A 19,090-nucleotide genomic window follows, 5' to 3' on the forward strand; every position below is an offset into this window, starting at 1 on the left:
ATGTCCGACGATCTCCTCGGGCTCGGATCCACCACGTTCTCGTCCCGCCTGATCATGGGTACGGGCGGTGCGCCCAGCCTCGACGTACTGGAACGTTCCCTGATCGCGTCGGGCACCGAGCTGACCACCGTGGCGATGCGCCGGCTCGATCCGACCGTGCGGGGTTCGGTGCTCTCCGTCCTGGAACGCCTCTCCATCCAGGTCCTGCCGAACACCGCCGGCTGTTTCACGGCCGGCGAGGCCGTGCTGACGGCCCGGCTGGCCAGGGAGGCGCTGGGCACCGACTGGATCAAGCTGGAGGTCGTGGCCGACGAGCGGACCCTCCTGCCCGATCCGATCGAGCTGCTGGACGCCGCCGAGATCCTGGTGGACGACGGTTTCACGGTCCTGCCGTACACGAACGACGACCCGGTGCTGGCCCGCAAGCTCCAGGACGTGGGGTGCGCGGCGGTCATGCCCCTGGGCTCCCCGATCGGTTCCGGTCTCGGGATCCGTAACCCCCACAACTTCCAGCTGATCGTCGAGCAGGCCGCGGTACCGGTGATCCTGGACGCCGGCGCGGGCACCGCGTCCGACGCGGCGCTGGCGATGGAACTGGGCTGTGCCGCTGTGATGCTCGCCTCGGCGGTGACCCGGGCGCAGGAGCCGGAGCTGATGGCGGCCGCGATGCGGCACGCGGTGGACGGCGGGCGCCTGGCGTACCGGGCGGGACGCATCCCGCGCCGCCATTTCGCCGAGGCGTCCTCGCCCTCGGAGGGCCGCGCGGCGCTGGATCCGGAGCGCCCCGCCTTCTGAGGTCCGGGCACCCGCGGCGGCCTCCCGGTCACAGCACGTGCATGCCCCTGTCACGGCTCCGCACCGGAACAGCCCACGGGAGGCCATCGCCACTCCGTCGTGTCCGTGGCAGCTCGTAGACTCGCTCCGTGGACACGACCCTCCAGGACCCCCTTGTCGGGCAGCTGCTCGACGGCCGCTATCGCATCGATGCGCGCATCGCCGTCGGCGGTATGGCCACGGTCTACCGGGCCATGGACACCCGGCTCGACCGGGTGCTCGCCCTCAAGGTGATGCACCCGGCGCTGGCGACCGACGCCGCGTTCGTCGAACGCTTCATCCGCGAGGCGAAGTCCGTCGCCCGGCTCGCACACCCCAATGTGGTGGGTGTCTTCGACCAGGGCGCACAAGGCGCGTACGTGTACCTGGCGATGGAGTACGTCGCCGGTTGCACGCTGCGTGATGTCCTGCGTGAGCGCGGAGCGCTGCAGCCCCGGGCCGCACTGGACATCCTCGAACCGGTGCTGGCGGCCCTCGGCGCAGCGCACCGCGCGGGGTTCGTCCACCGCGACATGAAGCCGGAGAACGTCCTGATAGGGGACGACGGCCGGGTGAAGGTCGCCGACTTCGGCCTCGTGCGCGCCGTGGGGACCGCCACGGACACCACCGGCTCGCTCCTGGGCACCGTCTCGTATCTCGCCCCGGAGCAGATCGAACAGGGCACTGCCGACACCCGGTCCGACGTGTACGCCTGCGGTGTGGTGCTGTACGAGATGCTGACCGGCGGCAAGCCTCATACCGGGGACACCGCCGCCCAGGTCATCTACCAGCACCTGAACAACGACGTCCCGGCGCCGTCCGGCGCCGTTCCGGGACTGGCCGCCGGGCTGGACGAGCTGGTGGCCGCGGCGACCGCGCGCGACCCCGACGTCCGGCCGATCGACGCGGTCGCCCTGCTCGCGAGGTCCCGCGACATACGGGCTGCCCTCACCGGGGAGCAGCTCGACGCGATGCCTCCGCAGGCCATCGCGGAGGTGCACGACGCCGCCGAGGACCGTACGAGCGTGATCCCCAGGGTCATACCGGCCGGACAGGGCACGGCGCACCACACAAGCCGGCTGGAGATGCCCCCGCCCTCGGATCCGGGGCGCGGGCGGCGTATGCCCTTCGCGGGCCGGGGCCGCCGCGGGGCGGTCGCCGTGCTCGTCGCCGTGCTGCTCGTGCTGGGGGCCGGAGCGGGCGTCTGGTACATCAACTCGGGTCAGTTCACCCGGGTTCCCTCACTCCTCGGCCAGACCCAGAGCGCTGCCGAGCGGCGGCTGGCGGATGAGGGGCTCGACCTCAGGGGTGTCGAGCGCGCCTACAGCGACACGGTGCAGCGCGGCACGGTGATCAGCAGCGATCCGGGCTCCGGCGAGCGGATCCGGGGCAACGACGCGGTGAAGCTGGTGATCTCGCGCGGCCCGGAGATCGTCAAGGTTCCCGATGTGGAGAGCCTCGCCCTCGCCGAGGCGCGGCGTGTGCTGAAGAAGTCGGGGCTCGAGCCCGGAATGGTGACCCGCGAGTTCAGCGAGGAGATCGACCGGGGCAAGGTGATCCGTACCGATCCGCGGGCCGGCACGGAGCGCCGGCCCGACTCCGCGGTCGCCCTTGTCGTCAGCAAGGGCAGTCCCGTCGACGTGCCCGACGTCACCGGCCTTCCGGTCGAGGACGCCACGGCCGCGCTGGACGAGGCGGGTCTCACGACGAAGGTGCTGACCGACCGGGTCAACTCTCCGGAGGCAGCGGGCGAGATCGCCCGGCAGTCGCCCGGCAGCGGTGCGGAGGCCGCCGAGGGAGACACCGTTGAACTGACGGTCTCCAAGGGCCCGCGCATGCTCCAGGTCCCCGATGTCACGGGGAAGGACGTCGACGAGGCCCGGAGCACACTGGAGGAGGCGGGGTTCGAGGTCAAGGTCGACCGCCCGTTCCTCTCCTTCAGCGACAAGGTCGGCAGCCAGTCGGTCGAGGGCGGCGAGAAGGCCGCCGAAGGATCCACTGTCACCATCAGGACCAAGGCCCTGTAGACCCACCGAGGACTGGCAGCACATGCGTAATCCCATAGGCGGTCACGTTCCCGTGGCCGGCGGACTGGCCAAGATCGGCCTCGGATACGCGCGGGAGCTGGCTGCGGAGACCGTGCAGGTCTTCGTCGCCAATCCGCGCGGCTGGGCGACACCGTCCGGGAACCCGGCGCAGGACGAGCTGTTCCGCTCGGAGTGTGCGGCGGAGTCGGTCCCGGCCTACGTCCATGCCCCCTATCTGATCAACTTCGGCTCGCACACCGAGGCCACGGTCGAGCGGTCGGTCCTGTCGCTGCGCCACTCCCTGCGCCGGGCGAGGGAGATCGGTGCCCTGGGTGTGGTGGTGCACACCGGCTCGGCGACCGGCGGACGCCCGCGCGCGGAGGCCCTCGCCCAGGTGCGTACGCACATGCTCCCGCTGCTGGAGGAGCTGACCCACGACGACGATCCGTTCCTGCTGCTGGAGTCGACCGCCGGGCAGGGTTCCTCGCTCTGCTCGCGGACCTGGGACTTCGGCCCGTACTTCGAGGCCCTGGAATCCCACCCCAAACTGGGGGTCTGCCTGGACACCTGCCACATCTACGCGGCGGGCCACGACCTGGCAGGTCCCGCCGGCATGCGGCAGACCCTGGACCTGCTGGTGGACACGGTCGGCGAGGGGCGGCTGAAGCTGATCCACGCCAATGACTCCAAGGACGTGGTGGGCGCCCACAAGGACCGGCACGAGAACATCGGCGCGGGTCATATCGGCGTCGAGCCGTTCCGTGAGCTGTTCCGGCATCCCGCGACCGAGGGTGTGCCGCTGATCATCGAGACGCCCGGCGGCAAGGAAGGCCATGCGGCGGACGTCGCCCGGCTCAAGGAGCTCCGTGACTCCCTCTGACCAGGAGGGAATACCCCATGGGGGTATTTTGTTATGAGGGTGTCAGCCGACCGTGAAAGGCTTCGGGGCATCCCATGCAGCACGACGCGCACCACGCACAGGGCACGCGCCCGGGACACCACGACGGCCGCCGCACACAGGCCGGGGTGACGGGCGGCGGCTCGGCCTGGGCCGTCGCCGCACGCGCGACGCTGCACTGCCTCACCGGCTGTGCGATCGGCGAGGTCCTCGGAATGGTGGTCGGCACCGCACTCGGCTGGGGCGACGTGCAGACGCTGGTGCTCGCGGTCGCACTCGCGTTCCTCTTCGGCTATGCGCTGACCCTGCGCTCGGTCATGGCCGCCGGCCTGGGCCTCCGCACGGCCGTCCGGGTCGCACTGGCCGCGGACACCGTGTCGATCGCCGTGATGGAACTCATCGACAACGGAGTCATCGCGCTCTGGCCGGGCGCCATGGACGCCGGCCTCACGGACGGGATCTTCTGGACGGTCCTGGCCTTCGCCCTGGCAGCGGCCTTCGTCGTCACGACGCCGGTCAACAAGTGGATGATCGGCCGCGGCAAGGGACATGCCGTGGTGCACCGCCACCACCACTGACCGGCCGCCGCGGGAGCGTCAGAGCTCGGGCCCGTCCCCGGGCTCCTCCTGGTAGGAGTAGCGCTGCTCGCTCCACGGGTCGCCGACGTTGTGGTAGCCGCGCTCCTCCCAGAACCCACGGCGGTCGGCCGTCATGTACTCGATGCCCCGGACCCATTTGGGGCCCTTCCAGGCATACAGATGCGGCACGACGAGGCGCAGCGGGAATCCGTGTTCCGCGGTGAGCAGTTCGCCGTCCTTATGAGTGGCGAACAGCGTGCGGTCCGAGGCGAAGTCGGCGATACGGAGATTCGAGCTGAAGCCGTATTCGGCCCAGACCATCACATGGGTGACGTGGGGCGCGGGGGGCGCCAGTTCCACGACCTCGCGGGCCAGGATTCCGCCCCATTCAGCTCCGAGCATGCTGAATTTCGTCACGCAGTGGAGGTCTGCGACGACGGACGAGAAGGGAAGCGCACTGAATTCCTGGTGATTCCAGCAGTGCTTGTCGCCGTCGGCCGTGGCCCCGAAGACCCGGAACTCCCAGCGTTCCTGTCTGAACTTGGGCACGGGCCCGTAATGGGTGACCGGCCAGCCTCGCTGCAGCCGCTGCCCCGGTGGAAGCCCGGACTGCTCTGCTGTGCCGCGTTCCCGGCTCTCCGGCTGACCCATGCCTCCATGGTGACAGACAGGCAGGGGTGGTCATGACCAGGGCGGAGTCGATTCGGGCAACTCGTACTAAGCATGCACTTACTGGACGGCCGCGTGGTGCGATGCGAGGATGCGCGCAAACGTGCCCAGTTCACCGGTTGGAAGGAGCCTCTGCGATGCAGGGCGACCCCGAGGTCCTCGAGTTCTTGAACGAACAGCTGACCGCCGAATTGACTGCCATCAATCAGTACTTCCTGCACGCCAAGATGCAGGAGAACTTCGGCTGGACGAAGCTCGCCAAGTACACCCGGGCCGAATCGTTCGACGAGATGAAGCACGCGGAGATCCTCACCGACCGCATCCTCTTCCTGGACGGCCTGCCCAACTATCAGCGGCTCTTCCATGTGCGGGTCGGCCAGACGGTCACCGAGATGTTCCAGGCCGACCGTCAGGTGGAGGTGGAGGCGATCGACCGCCTCAGGCGGGGTATCGAGGTAATGCGCGGCAAGGGTGACATCACCTCGGCGAACATCTTCGAGGCGATCCTGGCGGACGAGGAACACCACATCGACTATCTCGACACCCAGCTGGAGCTGATCGAGAAACTCGGCGAGCCGCTCTATATCGCCCAGGTGATCGAGCAGCCGGAGAGCTGATCCTCCGGGGGCCCTGGCGCGATTCGGCGGCGCTCCCGGGCGGTCAGGTCAGGCGGCGTCGGAAAGCCGGACGTCCGGAGTGACCCCGAGGGCGGCGGGCGCACCGGCCGGGGCGCCCGCCGGCTCCGTACGGCTCTCGACGAGCTCACGGCGCGGGCAGTCCCCGCGGCCGAGCAGCGCCTGGATCCTGCGAACACAGCCACCGCAGTCGGTGCCGGCCTTGCAGGCGGAAGCGATCTGGCGGGGCGTGCACGCTCCGCCGTCCGCATGCTTCTTGACCTGGTCCTCCGTGATGCCGAAGCAGGAGCAGACGTACATGCGGTTCACCTCCGGACGGGTCGATCGTGCGCCGTCCCGAATTCTCGGTGAGGCTAACCTAACCTTACCCGCGAGCCCGCTCACGCAAAAGCCCGGGTACGCGCGTGGGGCACGGATCACATCGATCCGTGCCCCACAGGCGTGACCAGGGGTGATCCTTACTGGTCGCGGTACATCTCGGCGACCAGGAAGGCCAGGTCGAGGGACTGGCTGCGGTTGAGGCGCGGGTCGCAGGCCGTCTCGTAGCGCTGGTGGAGATCGTCCACGAAGATCTCATGACCGCCGCCGACACACTCGGTGACGTCGTCGCCCGTGAGCTCGACGTGGATGCCGCCGGGGTGCGTCCCGAGCTGCTTGTGCACCTCGAAGAAGCCCTTGACCTCGTCCAGGACGTCGTCGAAGCGGCGCGTCTTGTGGCCGGAGGCGGCCTCGAAGGTGTTCCCGTGCATCGGGTCGGTCATCCACACCACCGTGGCACCGGAGGCGGTGACCTTCTCGACCAGCTCGGGGAGCTTGTCCCGTACCTTGTCGGCGCCCATGCGGACGATGAAGGTCAGCCGGCCCGGCTCGCGCTCGGGGTCGAGTCGGTCGATGTAGCCGAGCGCCTCGTCGACGGTGGTCGTCGGGCCGAGCTTGATGCCGATGGGGTTGCGGATCTTCGAGGCGAACTCGATGTGCGCGCCGTCCATCTGGCGGGTGCGCTCCCCGACCCAGACCATGTGGCCCGAGGTGTCGTAGAGCTGCCCTGTGCGCGAGTCGGTGCGGGTCAGCGACGACTCGTAGTCGAGGAGCAGCGCCTCGTGCGAGGCGTAGAACTCGACGGCCTTGAACTCGGCCGGGTCCGTACCGCACGCCTTCATGAAGTTCAGCGCGTTGTCGATCTCGCGGGCCAGGGCCTCGTAACGCTGCCCGGACGGCGAGGACTTCACGAAGTCCTGGTTCCAGGCGTGCACCTGGCGCAGGTCCGCGTAACCACCGGTGGTGAAGGCGCGCACCAGGTTCAGCGTGGAAGCGGATGCGTGGTACATCTGCTTCAGCCGCTCGGGGTCCGGGATGCGGGCGGCCTCGGTGAACTCGAAGCCGTTGACGGAGTCACCGCGGTACGTCGGCAGGGTCACGCCGTCGCGGGTCTCGGTCGGCTTGGAGCGCGGCTTGGAGTACTGCCCGGCGATACGGCCGATCTTGACGACCGGCACGGAGGCCGCGTACGTCAGGACGGCGCTCATCTGGAGCAGTGTCTTCAGCTTGGCCCGGATGTGCTCGGCGGACACGGCGTCGAAGGCCTCGGCGCAGTCGCCCCCCTGCAGCAGGAACGCCTCGCCCTTGGCGACGGCTCCCAGGCGGGCGCGCAGCTGGTCGCACTCGCCGGCGAAGACGAGCGGAGGATACGACTCGAGGTCCGCGAGTACGTCGCGCAGAGCCTCGGCATCGGGGTACTCGGGCTGCTGCGCCGCGGGAAGGTCTCGCCAGGTGTGGCCACCGGCGACGGAGGTATTGGCGTTCACGGTCACCTTGACAACATTACGGGGTCGGGAGGGCGTCCCATCCGCCCGCTCAACAATTGAGACGCGCGCTCGTATGTCCACCGCTTCCGCTAAGGTACGTGGCATGTTCGCGCAGACGACCCAGAACTGGTGGTGGACCGCTCATCCGGCGGCCCGCTGATTCATCGCGCGTACAGACTTCGCGAAGGCCGCCCGAGGGGCGGCCTTCTCTGCGTTACGGAGCCGGGAGCCGTTCCTCCATCAGGAAGGAACGCCCATGCCCGAGCGCATGCCCGAGACCGTGCCCCACCGCGCCGTCGACCTCTTGTCCGCCCTGCTCCGCGACGACGCGCCCCCCTTCGCGCTGCTGCGCAGACGCACGCCCGGCCGGGACCACGACACCGTCGAGGTCCTGATCGGCGAGGTACGGGACGTGGACCGGCTCGCCGACATCCCGGTGGGTGAGCTGCCCTCACTGGCCCTGGTGCCCTTCCGGCAGATCGCCGAGCGCGGTTTCGACGTGCGGGACGACGGCACCCCGCTCTCCGTGCTGGTCGCCGGGGAGGCTTACGAGCTGCCGCTGGCCGATGTGCTCGCGCAGCTGCCCGGCCACGACGTCAGGGTCGAGGACGGCGCCTTCGACGTCCCCGACGAGGAGTACGCGGACATCGTCCGACGGGTCATCGAGGACGAGATCGGGCAGGGCGAGGGCGCGAACTTCGTGATCCGGCGGACCTTCACCGGCGAGATCCCCGGCTTCGGCCGCGCGGACGCGCTGGCCCTGTTCCGCCGGCTGCTGGCCGGTGAGCGCGGGGCGTACTGGACGTTCGTCGTGCACACGGGGAGCGGGGCGGCCGGCGTGGCCTCCTCACCGGGGCGGCGGGCGGCGTCGGGCGGACGGACGCTCGTCGGGGCCAGCCCCGAGGTGCATGTGCGGATGTCGGGCGGGACCGTCGTGATGAACCCGATCAGCGGGACCTACCGGTACCCGCCCGAGGGGCCGACCGCAGAGAGCCTGCTGGCCTTCCTCGGTGACCGCAAGGAGACGGAGGAGCTCTCCATGGTGGTCGACGAGGAGCTCAAGATGATGTGCACCGTCGGCGACATGGGTGGTGTCGTGGTCGGCCCCCGGCTGAAGGAGATGGCCCACCTCGCGCACACGGAGTACGAGTTGCGCGGGCGCTCCTCGCTGGATGTGCGGGAGGTCCTGAAGGAGACCATGTTCGCGGCGACGGTCACGGGCTCCCCCGTCCAGAACGCCTGCCGGGTCATCGAGCGTTACGAGCCGGGGGGACGCGGCTACTACGCGGGCGCCCTGGCACTGGTGAGCCGGGAGCCGGGTGGGGCGCAGACACTGGACTCGCCGATCCTGATCCGTACCGCCGACATCTCGGAGGCCGGCCGGCTGCGCGTACCGGTGGGGGCGACCCTCGTCCGCCACTCCGACCCGGCGGCCGAGGTCGCCGAGACCCATGCCAAGGCAGCCGGTGTGCTCGCGGCGCTCGGTGTCCGGCCGGGCCGCCCCGAGTCGGAGGCGAACCGTCCGGGCCTTGCCTCCGATCCGCGGGTTCAGGCCGCGCTGGACGACCGGCGTGGCGGACTCGCTCCCTTCTGGCTGAGGATGCAGGAGCGGACGCGGGACCTGTCCGGCCACGCACTGGTGGTGGACGGCGAGGACACCTTCACGGCGATGCTGGCGCATCTGCTGCGCTCCTCGGGCCTCACCGTGTCGGTGCGCCGTTACGACGAGCCAGGGCTGGGCGAGACCCTGCGGGCGCACGAGGGGCCCGTGGTGCTGGGGCCGGGGCCTGGCGATCCGGGCGATACGGCCGATCCGAAGATGCGGCTGCTGAGAGGGCTGGCCGCCGAGCTCGTGCGGGAACACCGTCATGGGCTGCTCGGCGTCTGCCTCGGCCATGAACTGATCGCGGCGGAGCTGGGCATGGAGATCGCGCGGAAGACCGTGCCGTACCAGGGGGCGCAGACCCGGATCGACCTGTTCGGAAGGCCCGAGACCGTCGGCTTCTACAACAGCTTCACCGCGCTCTGCGACGAGGCGGCGGCCACGGAGCTGGGGGCGCACGGGATCGAGGTGAGCCGGGACGCGGCCTCCGGGGAGCTCCACGCGCTGCGGGGCCGGGGCTTCGCCTCGGTGCAGTTCCACCCGGAGTCGGTACTGACGCTGCGCGGCGCCACGATCCTGACCGGGCTGCTGGCGGCGCTGCCGGTGGCCGGCTGAAGGCACCAAAAACGGCATATGCCAGTCGACAACTTTGGTTGCCATCAGAGATTTCGGTAACTAAAGTTGTCGACATGGCAGCGAACGAGGTCACCCGTACCGAACTGACCGCACTCGAGAAGTCCCTCTGCGAGGCCCTGGACCCACTCGCGTCGGCCTTGCGCGCCCGTGCCACGGAGCTGCCCGAGGACCAGATGTGGGAGGCGGATCCCGTCGATGTCTCACTGACGGTCCTCGCGGGCTGGAAGGTGGTGGACTCGGCGGTCGCGCGGCTGACGGAACGGGCGGCGCGGACAGCCGGCTCCTACGGGGCGAGTTACGAACAGCTGGGAGCGGCCTGGGGCATGACACGGCAGGGAGCCCGCAAGAAATGGCCCGATGCCGTCAGCCGGCCGGCGGCAGCGGCGGAGGCGGGCGCCGTCGAGTTGTTCGGAGGGACGGCCGAGCTCTTCCGTGAACCCTCGTCGGGCGGCTGGCTGTGGAGGGGGCGAGGCGCGGACGGTGTACACGGCGCGGCGGACGGGAGTCCCGCCTGCGGGACGAAGGAGGAGGCAGCGGCGTACGCGGGCGTGTTCCTGAAGGATCACGCCGGGGACCCGTCCGACCCGGACGGGAGACCCTAGCGGGCGGGAAGCGCCGGGACGAGGAAGTTGTCGCTGCACCGGCCCGCCAGGTAGTCGGTGACGTTCTGCACGGTGGCGTCGATGATCTGCCCCACGGCGTCACGCGTGTAGTAGGCCTGGTGTGAGGTCACGATGACGTTGGGGAAGGTGACGAGCCGGGCAAGGGTGTCGTCGTCGATGCCCTCCATGGACTTGTCGACGTAGAAGAGCCCCGCCTCGGCCTCGTAGACATCGAGCCCGACACCCGTGAACCGGCCGGCCCGCAGCTCGGCGACGAGTGCGCGGGTGTCGACGAGGCCGCCCCGGCTGGAGTTGACCAGGATCGCGTCGTCCTTCATCACGGACAGCGCGTCGGCGCCGATGATGTGCTGGGTGGCCGGCAGCAGCGGCACATGGAGGCTGATCAGGTCCGCCTCGGCGAAGAGCTGCTCCTTGTCCACGTAGGTCATCCCGAGCTCCGTGCACTCGGGGTTCTCGGCGATGTCCCAGCCGAGAAGATCCATGCCGAAACCGTGGGCGATCCGGGTGAACGCCTCGCCGATCTTCCCCGTTCCGACCACGCCGACCGTGCGGCCGTGCATGTCGCGGCCGAGGAGCCCGTCGAGCCGGAAGTCGAAGTCCCGGGTGCGGCTCACCGCGCGGACGATACGGCGGTTGACGGCCATCGCCAGGGTCCAGGCGAATTCGGCGACCGAGTAGGGGGAGTAGTACGAGACGCGGGCGACGCGCAGGGCGAGCCGTTCGGCGACGTCCAGGTCGATGTTGTTGAAGCCGGTGGAGCGTTGGGCGATCATCTGCGTGCCGCCCGCCGCGAGGGTCTGCAGGACCTGGCTGCCGAGGTCGGCGTTGACGCTGGTGGAGATGATCTCGTAGCCGGCGGCGATCGGAGCGGTGTCCTCGGTGAGGAAGACGTCCAGGCAGCGGACATCGTGCAGGCCGGCGAAGGCCTTCTCGATCAGGGGCTTCTCGTCGGACTGCACACCGAATGCCAGGATTTCCACGACGTCTCCCGGTTGAGGGGTGGGGCCGGTCCTCGCGAATATACGGCCCGCGCCCCCGGGGCGCCGCCCGGCCGAAGCGGGCCGGGGACGAGTCAGCCGAAGAAGACCCCCGCTTCCGCGTACAGGGCCGGGTCGACGGTCTTCAGGCGGGCCGTCGCCTCCGCGATCGGCACCCGCACGATGTCCGTCCCCTGGAGGGCGACCATCACACCGGAGACGCCCTCGTGAACCGCGTCGATGGCGTGCAGCCCGAAGCGGGTGGCCAGCCAGCGGTCGAAGGCGCTCGGTGTGCCGCCGCGCTGGACATGGCCGAGGACGGTCGTCCTGGCCTCCTTGCCGGTGCGCCGCTCGATCTCCTTGGCCAGCCATTCACCGACACCCGAGAGCCGGACATGACCGAAGGAGTCGTGGGTGTCGTCCTTGAGGATCATCTCGCCCTGCGCGGGCGCCGCGCCCTCGGCCACCACGACGATCGGCGCGTAGCTCGCCCTGAAACGGGAGGTGACCCACTCGCAGACCTGATCGGTGTCGAAGCGCTGCTCCGGGATGAGGATGACGTTGGCCCCGCCGGCCAGGCCCGAGTGGAGCGCGATCCAGCCCGCGTGCCGCCCCATCACCTCGACGACGAGTACCCGCATGTGGGATTCGGCCGTCGTGTGGAGCCGGTCGATGGCCTCGGTCGCGATGCCGACGGCGGTGTCGAAGCCGAAGGTGTAGTCGGTGGCGGAAAGGTCGTTGTCGATGGTCTTGGGGACGCCGACACACTTGACGCCGTATTCGTCGGACAGCCTCCCCGCCACGCCGAGCGTGTCCTCGCCGCCGATGGCGATCAGGGACTCGATCCCGTGCGCGGCAAGGCTGTCCTTGATTCGGCGGACCCCCTGGCCGGCGTACTCGGCGTCGAAGGGATTGGTCCGGGAGGAGCCGAGAATCGTGCCGCCGCGCGGCAGGATGCCGCGCACCGCCGGTATGGACAGCGGTACGGCCATGCCCTCCAGGGGGCCGCGCCAGCCGTCCCGGAAGCCGGTGAAGTCGTAGCCGTACTCCTGTACGCCCTTACGGACGACGGCGCGGATGACCGCGTTGAGCCCGGGGCAGTCGCCGCCCCCGGTCAGTACTCCGACCCGCATGGAAGCATCCCTTCGCCGAGGTGAGCTCGCTGGACGCACTCATCGGGCCGTGCCGGGTTCGGACCGGCACGGCCGAATGAAGGAGCCGAAGGCCACGCTAATGGTGACCCAGGTCACTCCGGGATGGGTCGGATGGTCAATTCCACTGCTTCAAGGGGTAGTTGTGGCTCAGACGTCGTCGAGGCCGGCTTCGATGGCGTAACGCACGAGCTCCACCCGGTTGTGCAGCTGGAGCTTGCCCAGGGTGTTCTGGACGTGGTTCTGCACGGTCCGGTGGGAGATGACCAGACGCTCGGCGATCTGCTTGTACGAGAGTCCCTTGGCCACCAGCCGCAGGACCTCCGTCTCGCGGTCGGTGAGCTGGGGGACCTTGGGCTGGTCGGGGGCCGCGGGTGCGGGGTCGGAGGCGAGCCGGCGGTATTCGCCGAGGACCAGCCCGGCGAGGCCCGGCGTGAAGACCGGGTCACCGGCCGCGGTGGCGCGCACGGCGTCCGTCAGTTCCTGGGTGCTGGCCGACTTGAGCAGATAGCCGGTGGCGCCCGACTTCACGGCCTCCAGGACATCGGCGTGCTCGCCACTGGCGGAGAGCACCAGGACGCGCAGCCCCGGGTGGGAGCCGACGAGCTCCTTGCAGACCTGGGCACCTGGCATCCCCGGCAGATTCAGGTCGAGCACCAGGACGTCGGGCCCGGCTGCCCTGGCCCGCCGGACGGCTCCCGGGCCGTCGCCCGCGGTCGCGACCACGTCGAACCCGGATTCGGTCAGATCGCGGGCAACGGCGTCGCGCCACATGGGGTGGTCGTCGACGACCATCACCCTGATGGCCCGCTCCTCGGACGCCTGCGTGTTCGGTGTACTCATCGGGCCGGTCCTGCCTTCCCCCGTGAAACCTTCGGAACCTTCAACTCGACCTCGGTGCCCTGGCCGGGTACCGAGATCAGCTCTGCTGTGCCTCCCAGATCGCGCAGCCGGCCGCGGATCGACAGGGCGACGCCCAGCCGGCCCTCCCCTTCCGCCTGGTCGAGCCTGCCCTCCGGGATGCCCGGGCCGTCGTCCCGGACCGTGACGATCACCGCGTCCGGCTCGTCCTCGACGAGGATCCAGGCCTGGGCGTCAGGCCCGGCGTGGACCCTGACGTTGTCCAGCGCGGCGCTCACGGCGGCGGCGAGCTCGCGCGCGGCGCCGGCCGCCAGCAGCACCGGGGCCCCGGGCTCGGCGAAGCTGACCCGGGAACCCGCGTGCACGGCGAGCAGGGCGCGCAGATCGGACTCGGCGCTCTCCGTCGCGTCGGCGTCCACCGCGCGGACCACCGCGCCCTCCGCACTGTCCTCGGAGACCCGTGTCGGGGGCACCAGGCCGCTGGAGACCAGGGTCCGCAGGGCGACCTCCTGCTCCCCGGCCATCCGGCCGAGCTCAGCGGCTTCCCCGCCCAGGGCCGTGCCGCGTCGCTGGACCATGGCCAGCACCTGGAGGACGCTGTCATGGATGTCGCGTGCGAGCCGCTCCCGCTCCCGGGTGGCGGCCTCGATCTCCAGGGCCCGCGCCAGGGTGCGTTCGCTGGCCCGGGCCACCTCGACGACGTAGCCGATGGCGATGGAGGCGACCCATACCAGCACCACGTTGTGGAATGTGTCCTTGCTGGGTTCACCGCGCTCGACGATGTTGGCGGCGGCGACGAGCGTGGAGGCGAAGGCCGCCCAGCGCCAGCCGCCCTTCAGTGCGAAGGCGAGTACGGACCCCGCGGTCCAGATCGACGGGAGCGTCGGGCCGTCCATGTGCTGGGCGTCGAAGTCGGCGAGGGGCGTCAGCATGATCCCGGCCAGGGCGACGGTGAGGTCCATGCCGAGGAAGCGCTTGGTGCAGCTGGCCGCGTTGGCCACCCTGGGGAGGGTGACGAGCGTCCAGACAGCGAGGAACGCCAGGAAGACGACGGCCACCCAGGGCCGTTCGAACTTCTCGCGTCCCAGCCCCGCGAGCAGCGCCGCGTAGATCAGCGTCAGCACCCGGTACGCGGTCAGCGCCCGCCACAGCGGCTGCTCGACCGACATCCGTACGACCCGTTCACGCGCGGCCATGGCCCCTCCCCCGGTTCCCGCCCTGTCATGCTGCCCGCTCCGGGCGGTCGACGGCGCCCCTATGCGCCGGACCGCTCCGTCCCCTTGTTCTTCGCGGCCTCGGCGATCTGCCGCTTGGCCGCGGTCGCGTAGATGTCCACGTACTCCTGGCCCGAGAGCTTCATGATCTCGTACATCACCTCGTCGGTCACCGAGCGCAGGATGAACCGGTCGCCGTCCATGCCCTGGTAGCGGCTGAAGTCCAGCGGCTTGCCGATCCTGATGCCGGGCCGCATCATCCTGGGCACCACCTGGCCGGGCGGCTGGATCTTCTCCGTGTCGATCATCGCTACGGGGATGACGGGCGCACCGGTGGCGAGGGCCACCCGGGCGAGGCCTCCGGGCTTGCCACGGTAGAGCCGTCCGTCGGGTGACCGGGTGCCCTCCGGATAGATGCCGAAGAGCCCGCCGCTCTCGATCACCTGGATTCCCGCCTTGATGGCCGCCTCGCCCGCACCGCGGCCGCCGGAGCGGTCCACCGGGAGCTGCCCCACGCCCTTGAAGAACGCCGCGGTGAGCTTGCCCTTCACCCCAGGTGCGGTGAAGTACTCCGCCTTGGCGATGAAGGTCACCTTCCGGTCGAGGACGGCCGGCAGGAAGAAGGAGTCCGAGAACGACAGATGGTTGCTAGCGAGGACCGCCGGCCCGTGTGCGGGGATGTTCTCCAGACCCTCCACCCACGGCCTGAACGCGAGCTTCAGGGACCCGCCGATGGAGAACTTCATTGCGCCGTAGATCAACTCGGGTGCCTCTCGTGTGCCGTCCGACAGACCTTAGCCTGTGGGACCGGAGCCCTCCTCGCCCGCTCCGGGAGGTCTCCCTCACAGGAGCCCGTGCAGGTGGCGGCCGCTGGGGCCGTGACGGCCCTGGTCGGTGTCGGTCCGGTCGCGTACGGTGAAGTAATCCTTTCGCACACCCCCCGCACCCCGCCCCGCTTCATGAACAGGAGACCCCGGTGCCGGTCCTCCCTGGAGCCGAGCCGTTCCGCCACGAGGGCGGAGAGGTCGGCGTCCTCCTCTGTCACGGATTCACGGGTTCGCCGCAGTCGCTGCGCCCCTGGGCGGACTACCTCGCGGAGCGCGGTCTGACCGTGTCCCTCCCCCTGCTGCCCGGTCACGGGACGCGCTGGGAGGACATGGTGGTCACGGGCTGGCAGGACTGGTACGCGGAGGTGGACCGGGAGCTGCGGGCGCTGCGGGCACAGTGCGAGCAGGTCTTCGTCTTCGGCCTCTCCATGGGCGGGGCCCTGGCGCTGCGCCTCGCCGCGAAACACGGTGACGAGATCGCGGGCCTGGTGCTGGTGAACCCGGCGAACAAGGTGCACGGCCTGTCGGCGTACGCCCTGCCGGTGGCCCGGCACGTGGTGCGGACGACGAAGGGGCTGACCAGCGACATCGCCCTGAAGGGTGCCGAGGAGGTCGGCTACGACCGGGTACCGCTGCACGCCGCGCATTCCGTGCGGGCGTTCTTCCGTCTGGTCGACGCCGATCTGCCCCAGGTCACCCAGCCGATCGTGCTTCTGCACAGCCCGCAGGACCATGTCGTGCCACCGGCCGACTCGGCGCGGATCCTCAGCCGGGTCTCGTCCAGGGACGTCGACGAGATCCTCCTGGAACAGAGCTACCACGTCGCGACGTTGGACCACGATGCGGGGCGGATCTTCGACGAGAGCTACCGGTTCATCGGCCGCCTCGCAACCGACGCTGGCAAGAAGGGGAGCACGTCCGGTGGCTGAGCACGACGCGGAGCGCGCGGGCAGTGACGAGGAGCGCGAACCGCGCCCCACGGAGGGAACGGCCGTGCCCGAGGGCGCGGAGGGGGCCAGGCCGCTCGACGAGGCCGCGGCCTGGGAGGCGATCGTCGCGGGGTACGGCGAGGAACCGCCGGACCCGCCGGGCGCCAAGCCGTTCAAGTCGATCGAGGACCTGGCCCTGCTGGAGAACGACCAGCTCAATGTCCTGGGCCCCTCCCCGGAGTCCGGGGCGGGCGACGACGCCGACAAGGGCGTGAGCGAGAAGGCGCCCGGTGGGCCGCCGGAGAAGAAGCCGCTCGGCGGTTCGGTGGTGTTCGCCCCCGGGGTCGCCGGTCCGCGCGACTACGCCCTGGAGGAGCCCAAGGACAACGGCATCGACGATCCGGACGACGGCGAGGAGGGGCACTTCGTCCCGCCGGAGCCGCCGCCGCTCCCCGAGGCCGATGTGACGGCGAAGTTCGCCTGGCTCGCGGTCGTCGGCGGCCCGGTGCTGATGCTGATCGCGGTGCTGATGCAGTGGGAGATGACGTGGTGGCTCACCACACTCTCCATCGGCGGATTCCTGGGCGGCTTCGCCACCCTGGTGGCACGCATGCCCCACGACGACGAAGAGGACGACGATCCGGGGCGCGGCGCGGTCGTCTGACCCGGGACGCGGCACGGACCGCCCGGGGCACGGCGGGAACGCCCGGCCCTGGGGCACGGCACAGTCGTCCCGCCTCGGGGCCCGGCACGGCCCACCCCGGGCGCGGTCGTGTGAGCCCGGCTCTACGCAATCGCCCCACCCCGGCGAGGCACGATCATACGAACCCGAGCGCGGCACGGACCACCCGGGACACGGCGGAAGCGCTCGGCCCGGGGCACGGCGGGGCGGCCCGCCCGGGGCGCGGCGCAGTCGTCCCGCCCCGGGCGCGGCACGGACCGCCCAGGGCGCGGTGGGCACGGCTGTTCCCCGCCGCGGATGTCCCGTCGGGGCTCAGCCGCCTGCGGGCACCCGCAGGGCGGCCAGTACGGGCAGATGGTCCGTGGCCGCCCTCAGGTCCGCGTCGGTGACTCCGGGCAGGTCCGCGGGGACGCCGCAGCCGAGCACCTCGATACCGCCGGTCGCGAACACCGCGTCGATCCGCTTGCGCGGCGCGTCCGGCGGGAAGGTCAGCTCGCCGCCCCACGGCCGCACGACCCGGCAGTCCTGGAGCCGCCCGGCCAGGCGCCGGAAGGCACCCCCTTCCGGTACGTCGTTGAGGTCGCCGGCGACGACGGCGTGCGGGACGTCCATCGCACCGATCCGGTCCAGCAGAATCCCCGCCTGGGCCTGCCGTTCCTCCCGCTGCAGGCTCAGGTGACAGCTCACGACACCGAGCCGCGCACCGGCGATCCGTACGACCGCCGTGGCCAGACCCCTGCGGTGCAGCCCGGGAGTGAGCGGCAGCAGGACGTCCTCGGTGCGTTCGACGGTGGCGCGCAGCGAACAGAGCAGCAGGGGCCCGGCTGCCGTGGCCCCGCCGCTGAGGATCACCAGATCGGTCATGGCCGCGAGCCTGGCCGCGGCCTTGCGCCAGCGGAAGAAGCGCGGGGCCTCCTGGACGCACACCAGGTCGGGGGCGCAGGCGCGGATGACGCGGGCCAGCGCTTCGGTGTCGTCACGCAGTGAGCGGACGTTGTAGCTGAGCACCCGGATGACGGCCGAACCGTCCGGCTCGGTACGGGAGTCGGGCAAGGGCATCGGCATCGTGACCATGGGAGGCACGATACGACGGACGCCCGTCGCTCCCCGGAGGGCGCGACGGGCGTCGGACGTGCTGGGGTGGGGTCAGCCCTGGCGAGCCAGGTCCGCCGCGCCCACCAGGCCGGCCTTGCCGCCCAGTTGGGCCGCGAGGACCTGCGCGTGCGGGCGCCACTCCCCGCCGATCAGCCAGCGCCGGAACGACTTGCGGATCGGGTCGAGGACCAGTTCGCCCTCGTCCGAGACGCCGCCGCCGACGATGAAGGCGGACGGGTCGAAGAGGGAGGCGAGGTCGGCCAGTCCGGCTCCGGCCCAGCGCGCCAGCTCACGGAAGGAGTCGACGGCGACCGGGCAGCCCTGCCGGGCGGCCTCACTGATGTGCTTGCCCTCGATGCCCTCCACCGTGCCGTCACCGAGCCCGAGCAGGATCGTGGCGTTCTCCGGGGTGGCGTTGGCGCGCTGCTTCGCGTACCGGACGAGCGCGCGCCCGGAGGCGTACTGCTCCCAGCAGCCCTGGCTTCCGCAGCCGCAGAGCAGCCCGTCCGGGACGACCCGGATGTGACCGAATTCCGCCGCCACTCCGAAGCGTCCGCGGCGCAGCTTGTTGCCGATGATGATGCCGCCGCCCAGGCCGGTGCCGAGCGTGATGCAGATGACGTCGTCGTGCCCCTGGCCGGCACCGAAGCGGTACTCGCCCCAGGCCGCCGCGTTGGCGTCGTTCTCGACGACCACGGGGAGGCCGACGCGCTGCTCGACCTTGTCCTTGAGCGGCTCGTGGCGCCAGTTGATGTTCGGGGCGAAGAGCACGGTGGCGCGCTTGTCGTCGACGTATCCGGCCGCGCCGATGCCTACGGCCTCGACGTCGTGTCCCTCGCTCGCTCCGGCCACGGCGGCGCTGATCGCGTCCACGATGCCTTCGGCGGTCGGCGGGGTCGATACCTTGAACGTCGAGAGGATCCGGCCCTCTTCGTCGACCACTCCAGCCGCGATCTTCGTGCCGCCGATATCGACGCCGATGGTGAGTCCCATGAATCCCTCAGTTTCGGTCGAGCCCCGCTACGGCCAACCGTACCCGAGCCGGGGACGGGTATTTCCTGCCCAGG

20 protein-coding genes are annotated in these 19,090 nt (G+C 70.6%); 10 read left to right on the top strand and 10 right to left on the bottom strand.

What is annotated here, in order from left to right; translation table 11 throughout:
- The 4 genes from HED23_RS25445 to HED23_RS25460 all read left to right on the top strand — a co-directional run bounded on the left by HED23_RS25445 (nt 1) and on the right by HED23_RS25460 (nt 4,316).
- On the top strand, nt 1-795 hold the full coding sequence (locus HED23_RS25445) for a thiazole synthase (RefSeq protein ID WP_203185701.1): 795 nt from the start codon (nt 1-3) through the stop codon (nt 793-795).
- Between the two features lie 128 nt (nt 796-923).
- Nucleotides 924-2,840, top strand: coding sequence for a Stk1 family PASTA domain-containing Ser/Thr kinase (gene pknB / locus HED23_RS25450; RefSeq protein WP_203185702.1), 1,917 nt, complete (start codon nt 924-926; stop codon nt 2,838-2,840).
- 22 nt (nt 2,841-2,862) lie between these two features.
- The gene (locus HED23_RS25455) at nt 2,863-3,720 is read left to right on the top strand and encodes a deoxyribonuclease IV (protein ID WP_203185703.1); all 858 of its coding nucleotides are present in this window, start codon (nt 2,863-2,865) and stop codon (nt 3,718-3,720) included.
- 74 nt (nt 3,721-3,794) lie between these two features.
- Nucleotides 3,795-4,316 carry a DUF4396 domain-containing protein gene (locus HED23_RS25460; RefSeq protein WP_203185704.1) on the top strand — a complete coding sequence of 174 codons (522 nt, stop codon included), beginning with the start codon at nt 3,795-3,797 and terminating at the stop codon, nt 4,314-4,316.
- 18 nt (nt 4,317-4,334) lie between these two features.
- Here HED23_RS25460 and HED23_RS25465 read toward each other — a convergent pair whose 3' ends face one another.
- A complete protein-coding gene (locus HED23_RS25465) occupies nt 4,335-4,967 on the bottom strand; it encodes a sulfite oxidase-like oxidoreductase (protein ID WP_203185705.1) in 633 nt (210 codons plus the stop codon).
- Between the two features lie 155 nt (nt 4,968-5,122).
- Here HED23_RS25465 and bfr point away from each other — a divergent pair, with 155 nt between their 5' ends.
- A complete protein-coding gene (gene bfr / locus HED23_RS25470) occupies nt 5,123-5,602 on the top strand; it encodes a bacterioferritin (RefSeq protein WP_203185706.1) in 480 nt (159 codons plus the stop codon).
- A 48-nt stretch (nt 5,603-5,650) separates the two neighbouring features.
- On the opposite strand, the gene HED23_RS25475 is transcribed toward bfr, so the two are convergent.
- Together HED23_RS25475 and HED23_RS25480 are read right to left on the bottom strand one after the other, a co-directional pair.
- Nucleotides 5,651-5,920 carry a (2Fe-2S)-binding protein gene (locus HED23_RS25475; protein ID WP_203185707.1) on the bottom strand — a complete coding sequence of 90 codons (270 nt, stop codon included), beginning with the start codon at nt 5,918-5,920 and terminating at the stop codon, nt 5,651-5,653.
- 158 nt (nt 5,921-6,078) lie between these two features.
- A complete protein-coding gene (locus HED23_RS25480) occupies nt 6,079-7,425 on the bottom strand; it encodes a class II 3-deoxy-7-phosphoheptulonate synthase (RefSeq protein ID WP_203185708.1) in 1,347 nt (448 codons plus the stop codon).
- A gap of 103 nt (nt 7,426-7,528) precedes the next feature.
- On the opposite strand from HED23_RS25480, the gene HED23_RS36135 reads away from it, so the two are divergent.
- The 3 genes from HED23_RS36135 to HED23_RS25495 all read left to right on the top strand — a co-directional run bounded on the left by HED23_RS36135 (nt 7,529) and on the right by HED23_RS25495 (nt 10,266).
- The gene (locus tag HED23_RS36135) at nt 7,529-7,585 is read left to right on the top strand and encodes a trp operon leader peptide (protein ID WP_124277238.1); all 57 of its coding nucleotides are present in this window, start codon (nt 7,529-7,531) and stop codon (nt 7,583-7,585) included.
- Between the two features lie 108 nt (nt 7,586-7,693).
- Nucleotides 7,694-9,643 (top strand): anthranilate synthase family protein, encoded by a 1,950-nt coding sequence (locus tag HED23_RS25490; protein ID WP_203187631.1) that lies wholly within the window; start codon nt 7,694-7,696, stop codon nt 9,641-9,643.
- Nucleotides 9,644-9,717: 74 nt separating this feature from the next.
- Entirely contained in the window at nt 9,718-10,266 is a 549-nt protein-coding gene (locus HED23_RS25495; protein WP_203185710.1) for a hypothetical protein, read from the top strand.
- On the opposite strand, the gene HED23_RS25500 is transcribed toward HED23_RS25495, so the two are convergent.
- From HED23_RS25500 to HED23_RS25520, 5 genes are all read right to left on the bottom strand, one after another.
- The gene (locus tag HED23_RS25500) at nt 10,263-11,267 is read right to left on the bottom strand and encodes a 2-hydroxyacid dehydrogenase (protein WP_203185711.1); all 1,005 of its coding nucleotides are present in this window, start codon (nt 11,265-11,267) and stop codon (nt 10,263-10,265) included. The two genes, HED23_RS25495 and HED23_RS25500, sit on opposite strands and share 4 nt — an antisense overlap.
- Before the next feature lie 92 nt (nt 11,268-11,359).
- The gene (locus HED23_RS25505; RefSeq protein ID WP_203185712.1) at nt 11,360-12,397 is read right to left on the bottom strand and encodes a 6-phosphofructokinase; all 1,038 of its coding nucleotides are present in this window, start codon (nt 12,395-12,397) and stop codon (nt 11,360-11,362) included.
- A gap of 168 nt (nt 12,398-12,565) precedes the next feature.
- A complete protein-coding gene (locus HED23_RS25510; RefSeq protein WP_203185713.1) occupies nt 12,566-13,258 on the bottom strand; it encodes a response regulator in 693 nt (230 codons plus the stop codon).
- Complete coding sequence (gene macS / locus HED23_RS25515; RefSeq protein ID WP_203185714.1) at nt 13,255-14,472, bottom strand: MacS family sensor histidine kinase; 1,218 nt, start codon at nt 14,470-14,472, stop codon at nt 13,255-13,257. Before macS ends, HED23_RS25510 begins: the two co-directional genes overlap by 4 nt.
- Before the next feature lie 59 nt (nt 14,473-14,531).
- Nucleotides 14,532-15,251 carry a lysophospholipid acyltransferase family protein gene (locus HED23_RS25520; protein WP_203185715.1) on the bottom strand — a complete coding sequence of 240 codons (720 nt, stop codon included), beginning with the start codon at nt 15,249-15,251 and terminating at the stop codon, nt 14,532-14,534.
- Between the two features lie 215 nt (nt 15,252-15,466).
- On the opposite strand from HED23_RS25520, the gene HED23_RS25525 reads away from it, so the two are divergent.
- Both HED23_RS25525 and HED23_RS25530 read left to right on the top strand, forming a co-directional pair.
- Nucleotides 15,467-16,246: an alpha/beta hydrolase gene (locus HED23_RS25525; protein ID WP_203185716.1), complete on the top strand. Its 780-nt coding sequence runs from the start codon at nt 15,467-15,469 to the stop codon at nt 16,244-16,246.
- Complete coding sequence (locus tag HED23_RS25530) at nt 16,239-16,910, top strand: hypothetical protein (protein WP_203185717.1); 672 nt, start codon at nt 16,239-16,241, stop codon at nt 16,908-16,910. The genes HED23_RS25525 and HED23_RS25530 overlap by 8 nt, the downstream gene beginning before the upstream one ends.
- 330 nt (nt 16,911-17,240) lie before the next feature.
- Here HED23_RS25530 and HED23_RS25535 read toward each other — a convergent pair whose 3' ends face one another.
- A complete protein-coding gene (locus HED23_RS25535) occupies nt 17,241-18,002 on the bottom strand; it encodes an endonuclease/exonuclease/phosphatase family protein (RefSeq protein ID WP_203185718.1) in 762 nt (253 codons plus the stop codon).
- 72 nt (nt 18,003-18,074) lie between these two features.
- Nucleotides 18,075-19,016 (bottom strand): ROK family glucokinase, encoded by a 942-nt coding sequence (locus HED23_RS25540; RefSeq protein WP_203185719.1) that lies wholly within the window; start codon nt 19,014-19,016, stop codon nt 18,075-18,077.
- Nucleotides 19,017-19,090: the final 74 nt, after the last annotated feature.

Origin of the sequence: Streptomyces pratensis, from assembly GCF_016804005.1 — a bacterium.
Lineage (GTDB): Bacteria > Actinomycetota > Actinomycetes > Streptomycetales > Streptomycetaceae > Streptomyces > Streptomyces pratensis_A.

Coding starts and splice junctions, on each gene's coding strand:
- HED23_RS25445 (WP_203185701.1), top strand. CDS start 1: ATGTCCGACGATCTCCTCGGGCTCGGATCCACCACGTTCTCGTCCCGC.
- HED23_RS25455 (WP_203185703.1), top strand. CDS start 2,863: ATGCGTAATCCCATAGGCGGTCACGTTCCCGTGGCCGGCGGACTGGCC.
- HED23_RS25460 (WP_203185704.1), top strand. CDS start 3,795: ATGCAGCACGACGCGCACCACGCACAGGGCACGCGCCCGGGACACCAC.
- HED23_RS25465 (WP_203185705.1), bottom strand. CDS start 4,967: ATGGGTCAGCCGGAGAGCCGGGAACGCGGCACAGCAGAGCAGTCCGGG.
- bfr (WP_203185706.1), top strand. CDS start 5,123: ATGCAGGGCGACCCCGAGGTCCTCGAGTTCTTGAACGAACAGCTGACC.
- HED23_RS25475 (WP_203185707.1), bottom strand. CDS start 5,920: ATGTACGTCTGCTCCTGCTTCGGCATCACGGAGGACCAGGTCAAGAAG.
- HED23_RS25490 (WP_203187631.1), top strand. CDS start 7,694: ATGCCCGAGACCGTGCCCCACCGCGCCGTCGACCTCTTGTCCGCCCTG.
- HED23_RS25495 (WP_203185710.1), top strand. CDS start 9,718: ATGGCAGCGAACGAGGTCACCCGTACCGAACTGACCGCACTCGAGAAG.
- HED23_RS25505 (WP_203185712.1), bottom strand. CDS start 12,397: ATGCGGGTCGGAGTACTGACCGGGGGCGGCGACTGCCCCGGGCTCAAC.
- HED23_RS25510 (WP_203185713.1), bottom strand. CDS start 13,258: ATGAGTACACCGAACACGCAGGCGTCCGAGGAGCGGGCCATCAGGGTG.
- macS (WP_203185714.1), bottom strand. CDS start 14,472: ATGGCCGCGCGTGAACGGGTCGTACGGATGTCGGTCGAGCAGCCGCTG.
- HED23_RS25535 (WP_203185718.1), bottom strand. CDS start 18,002: ATGGTCACGATGCCGATGCCCTTGCCCGACTCCCGTACCGAGCCGGAC.
- HED23_RS25540 (WP_203185719.1), bottom strand. CDS start 19,016: ATGGGACTCACCATCGGCGTCGATATCGGCGGCACGAAGATCGCGGCT.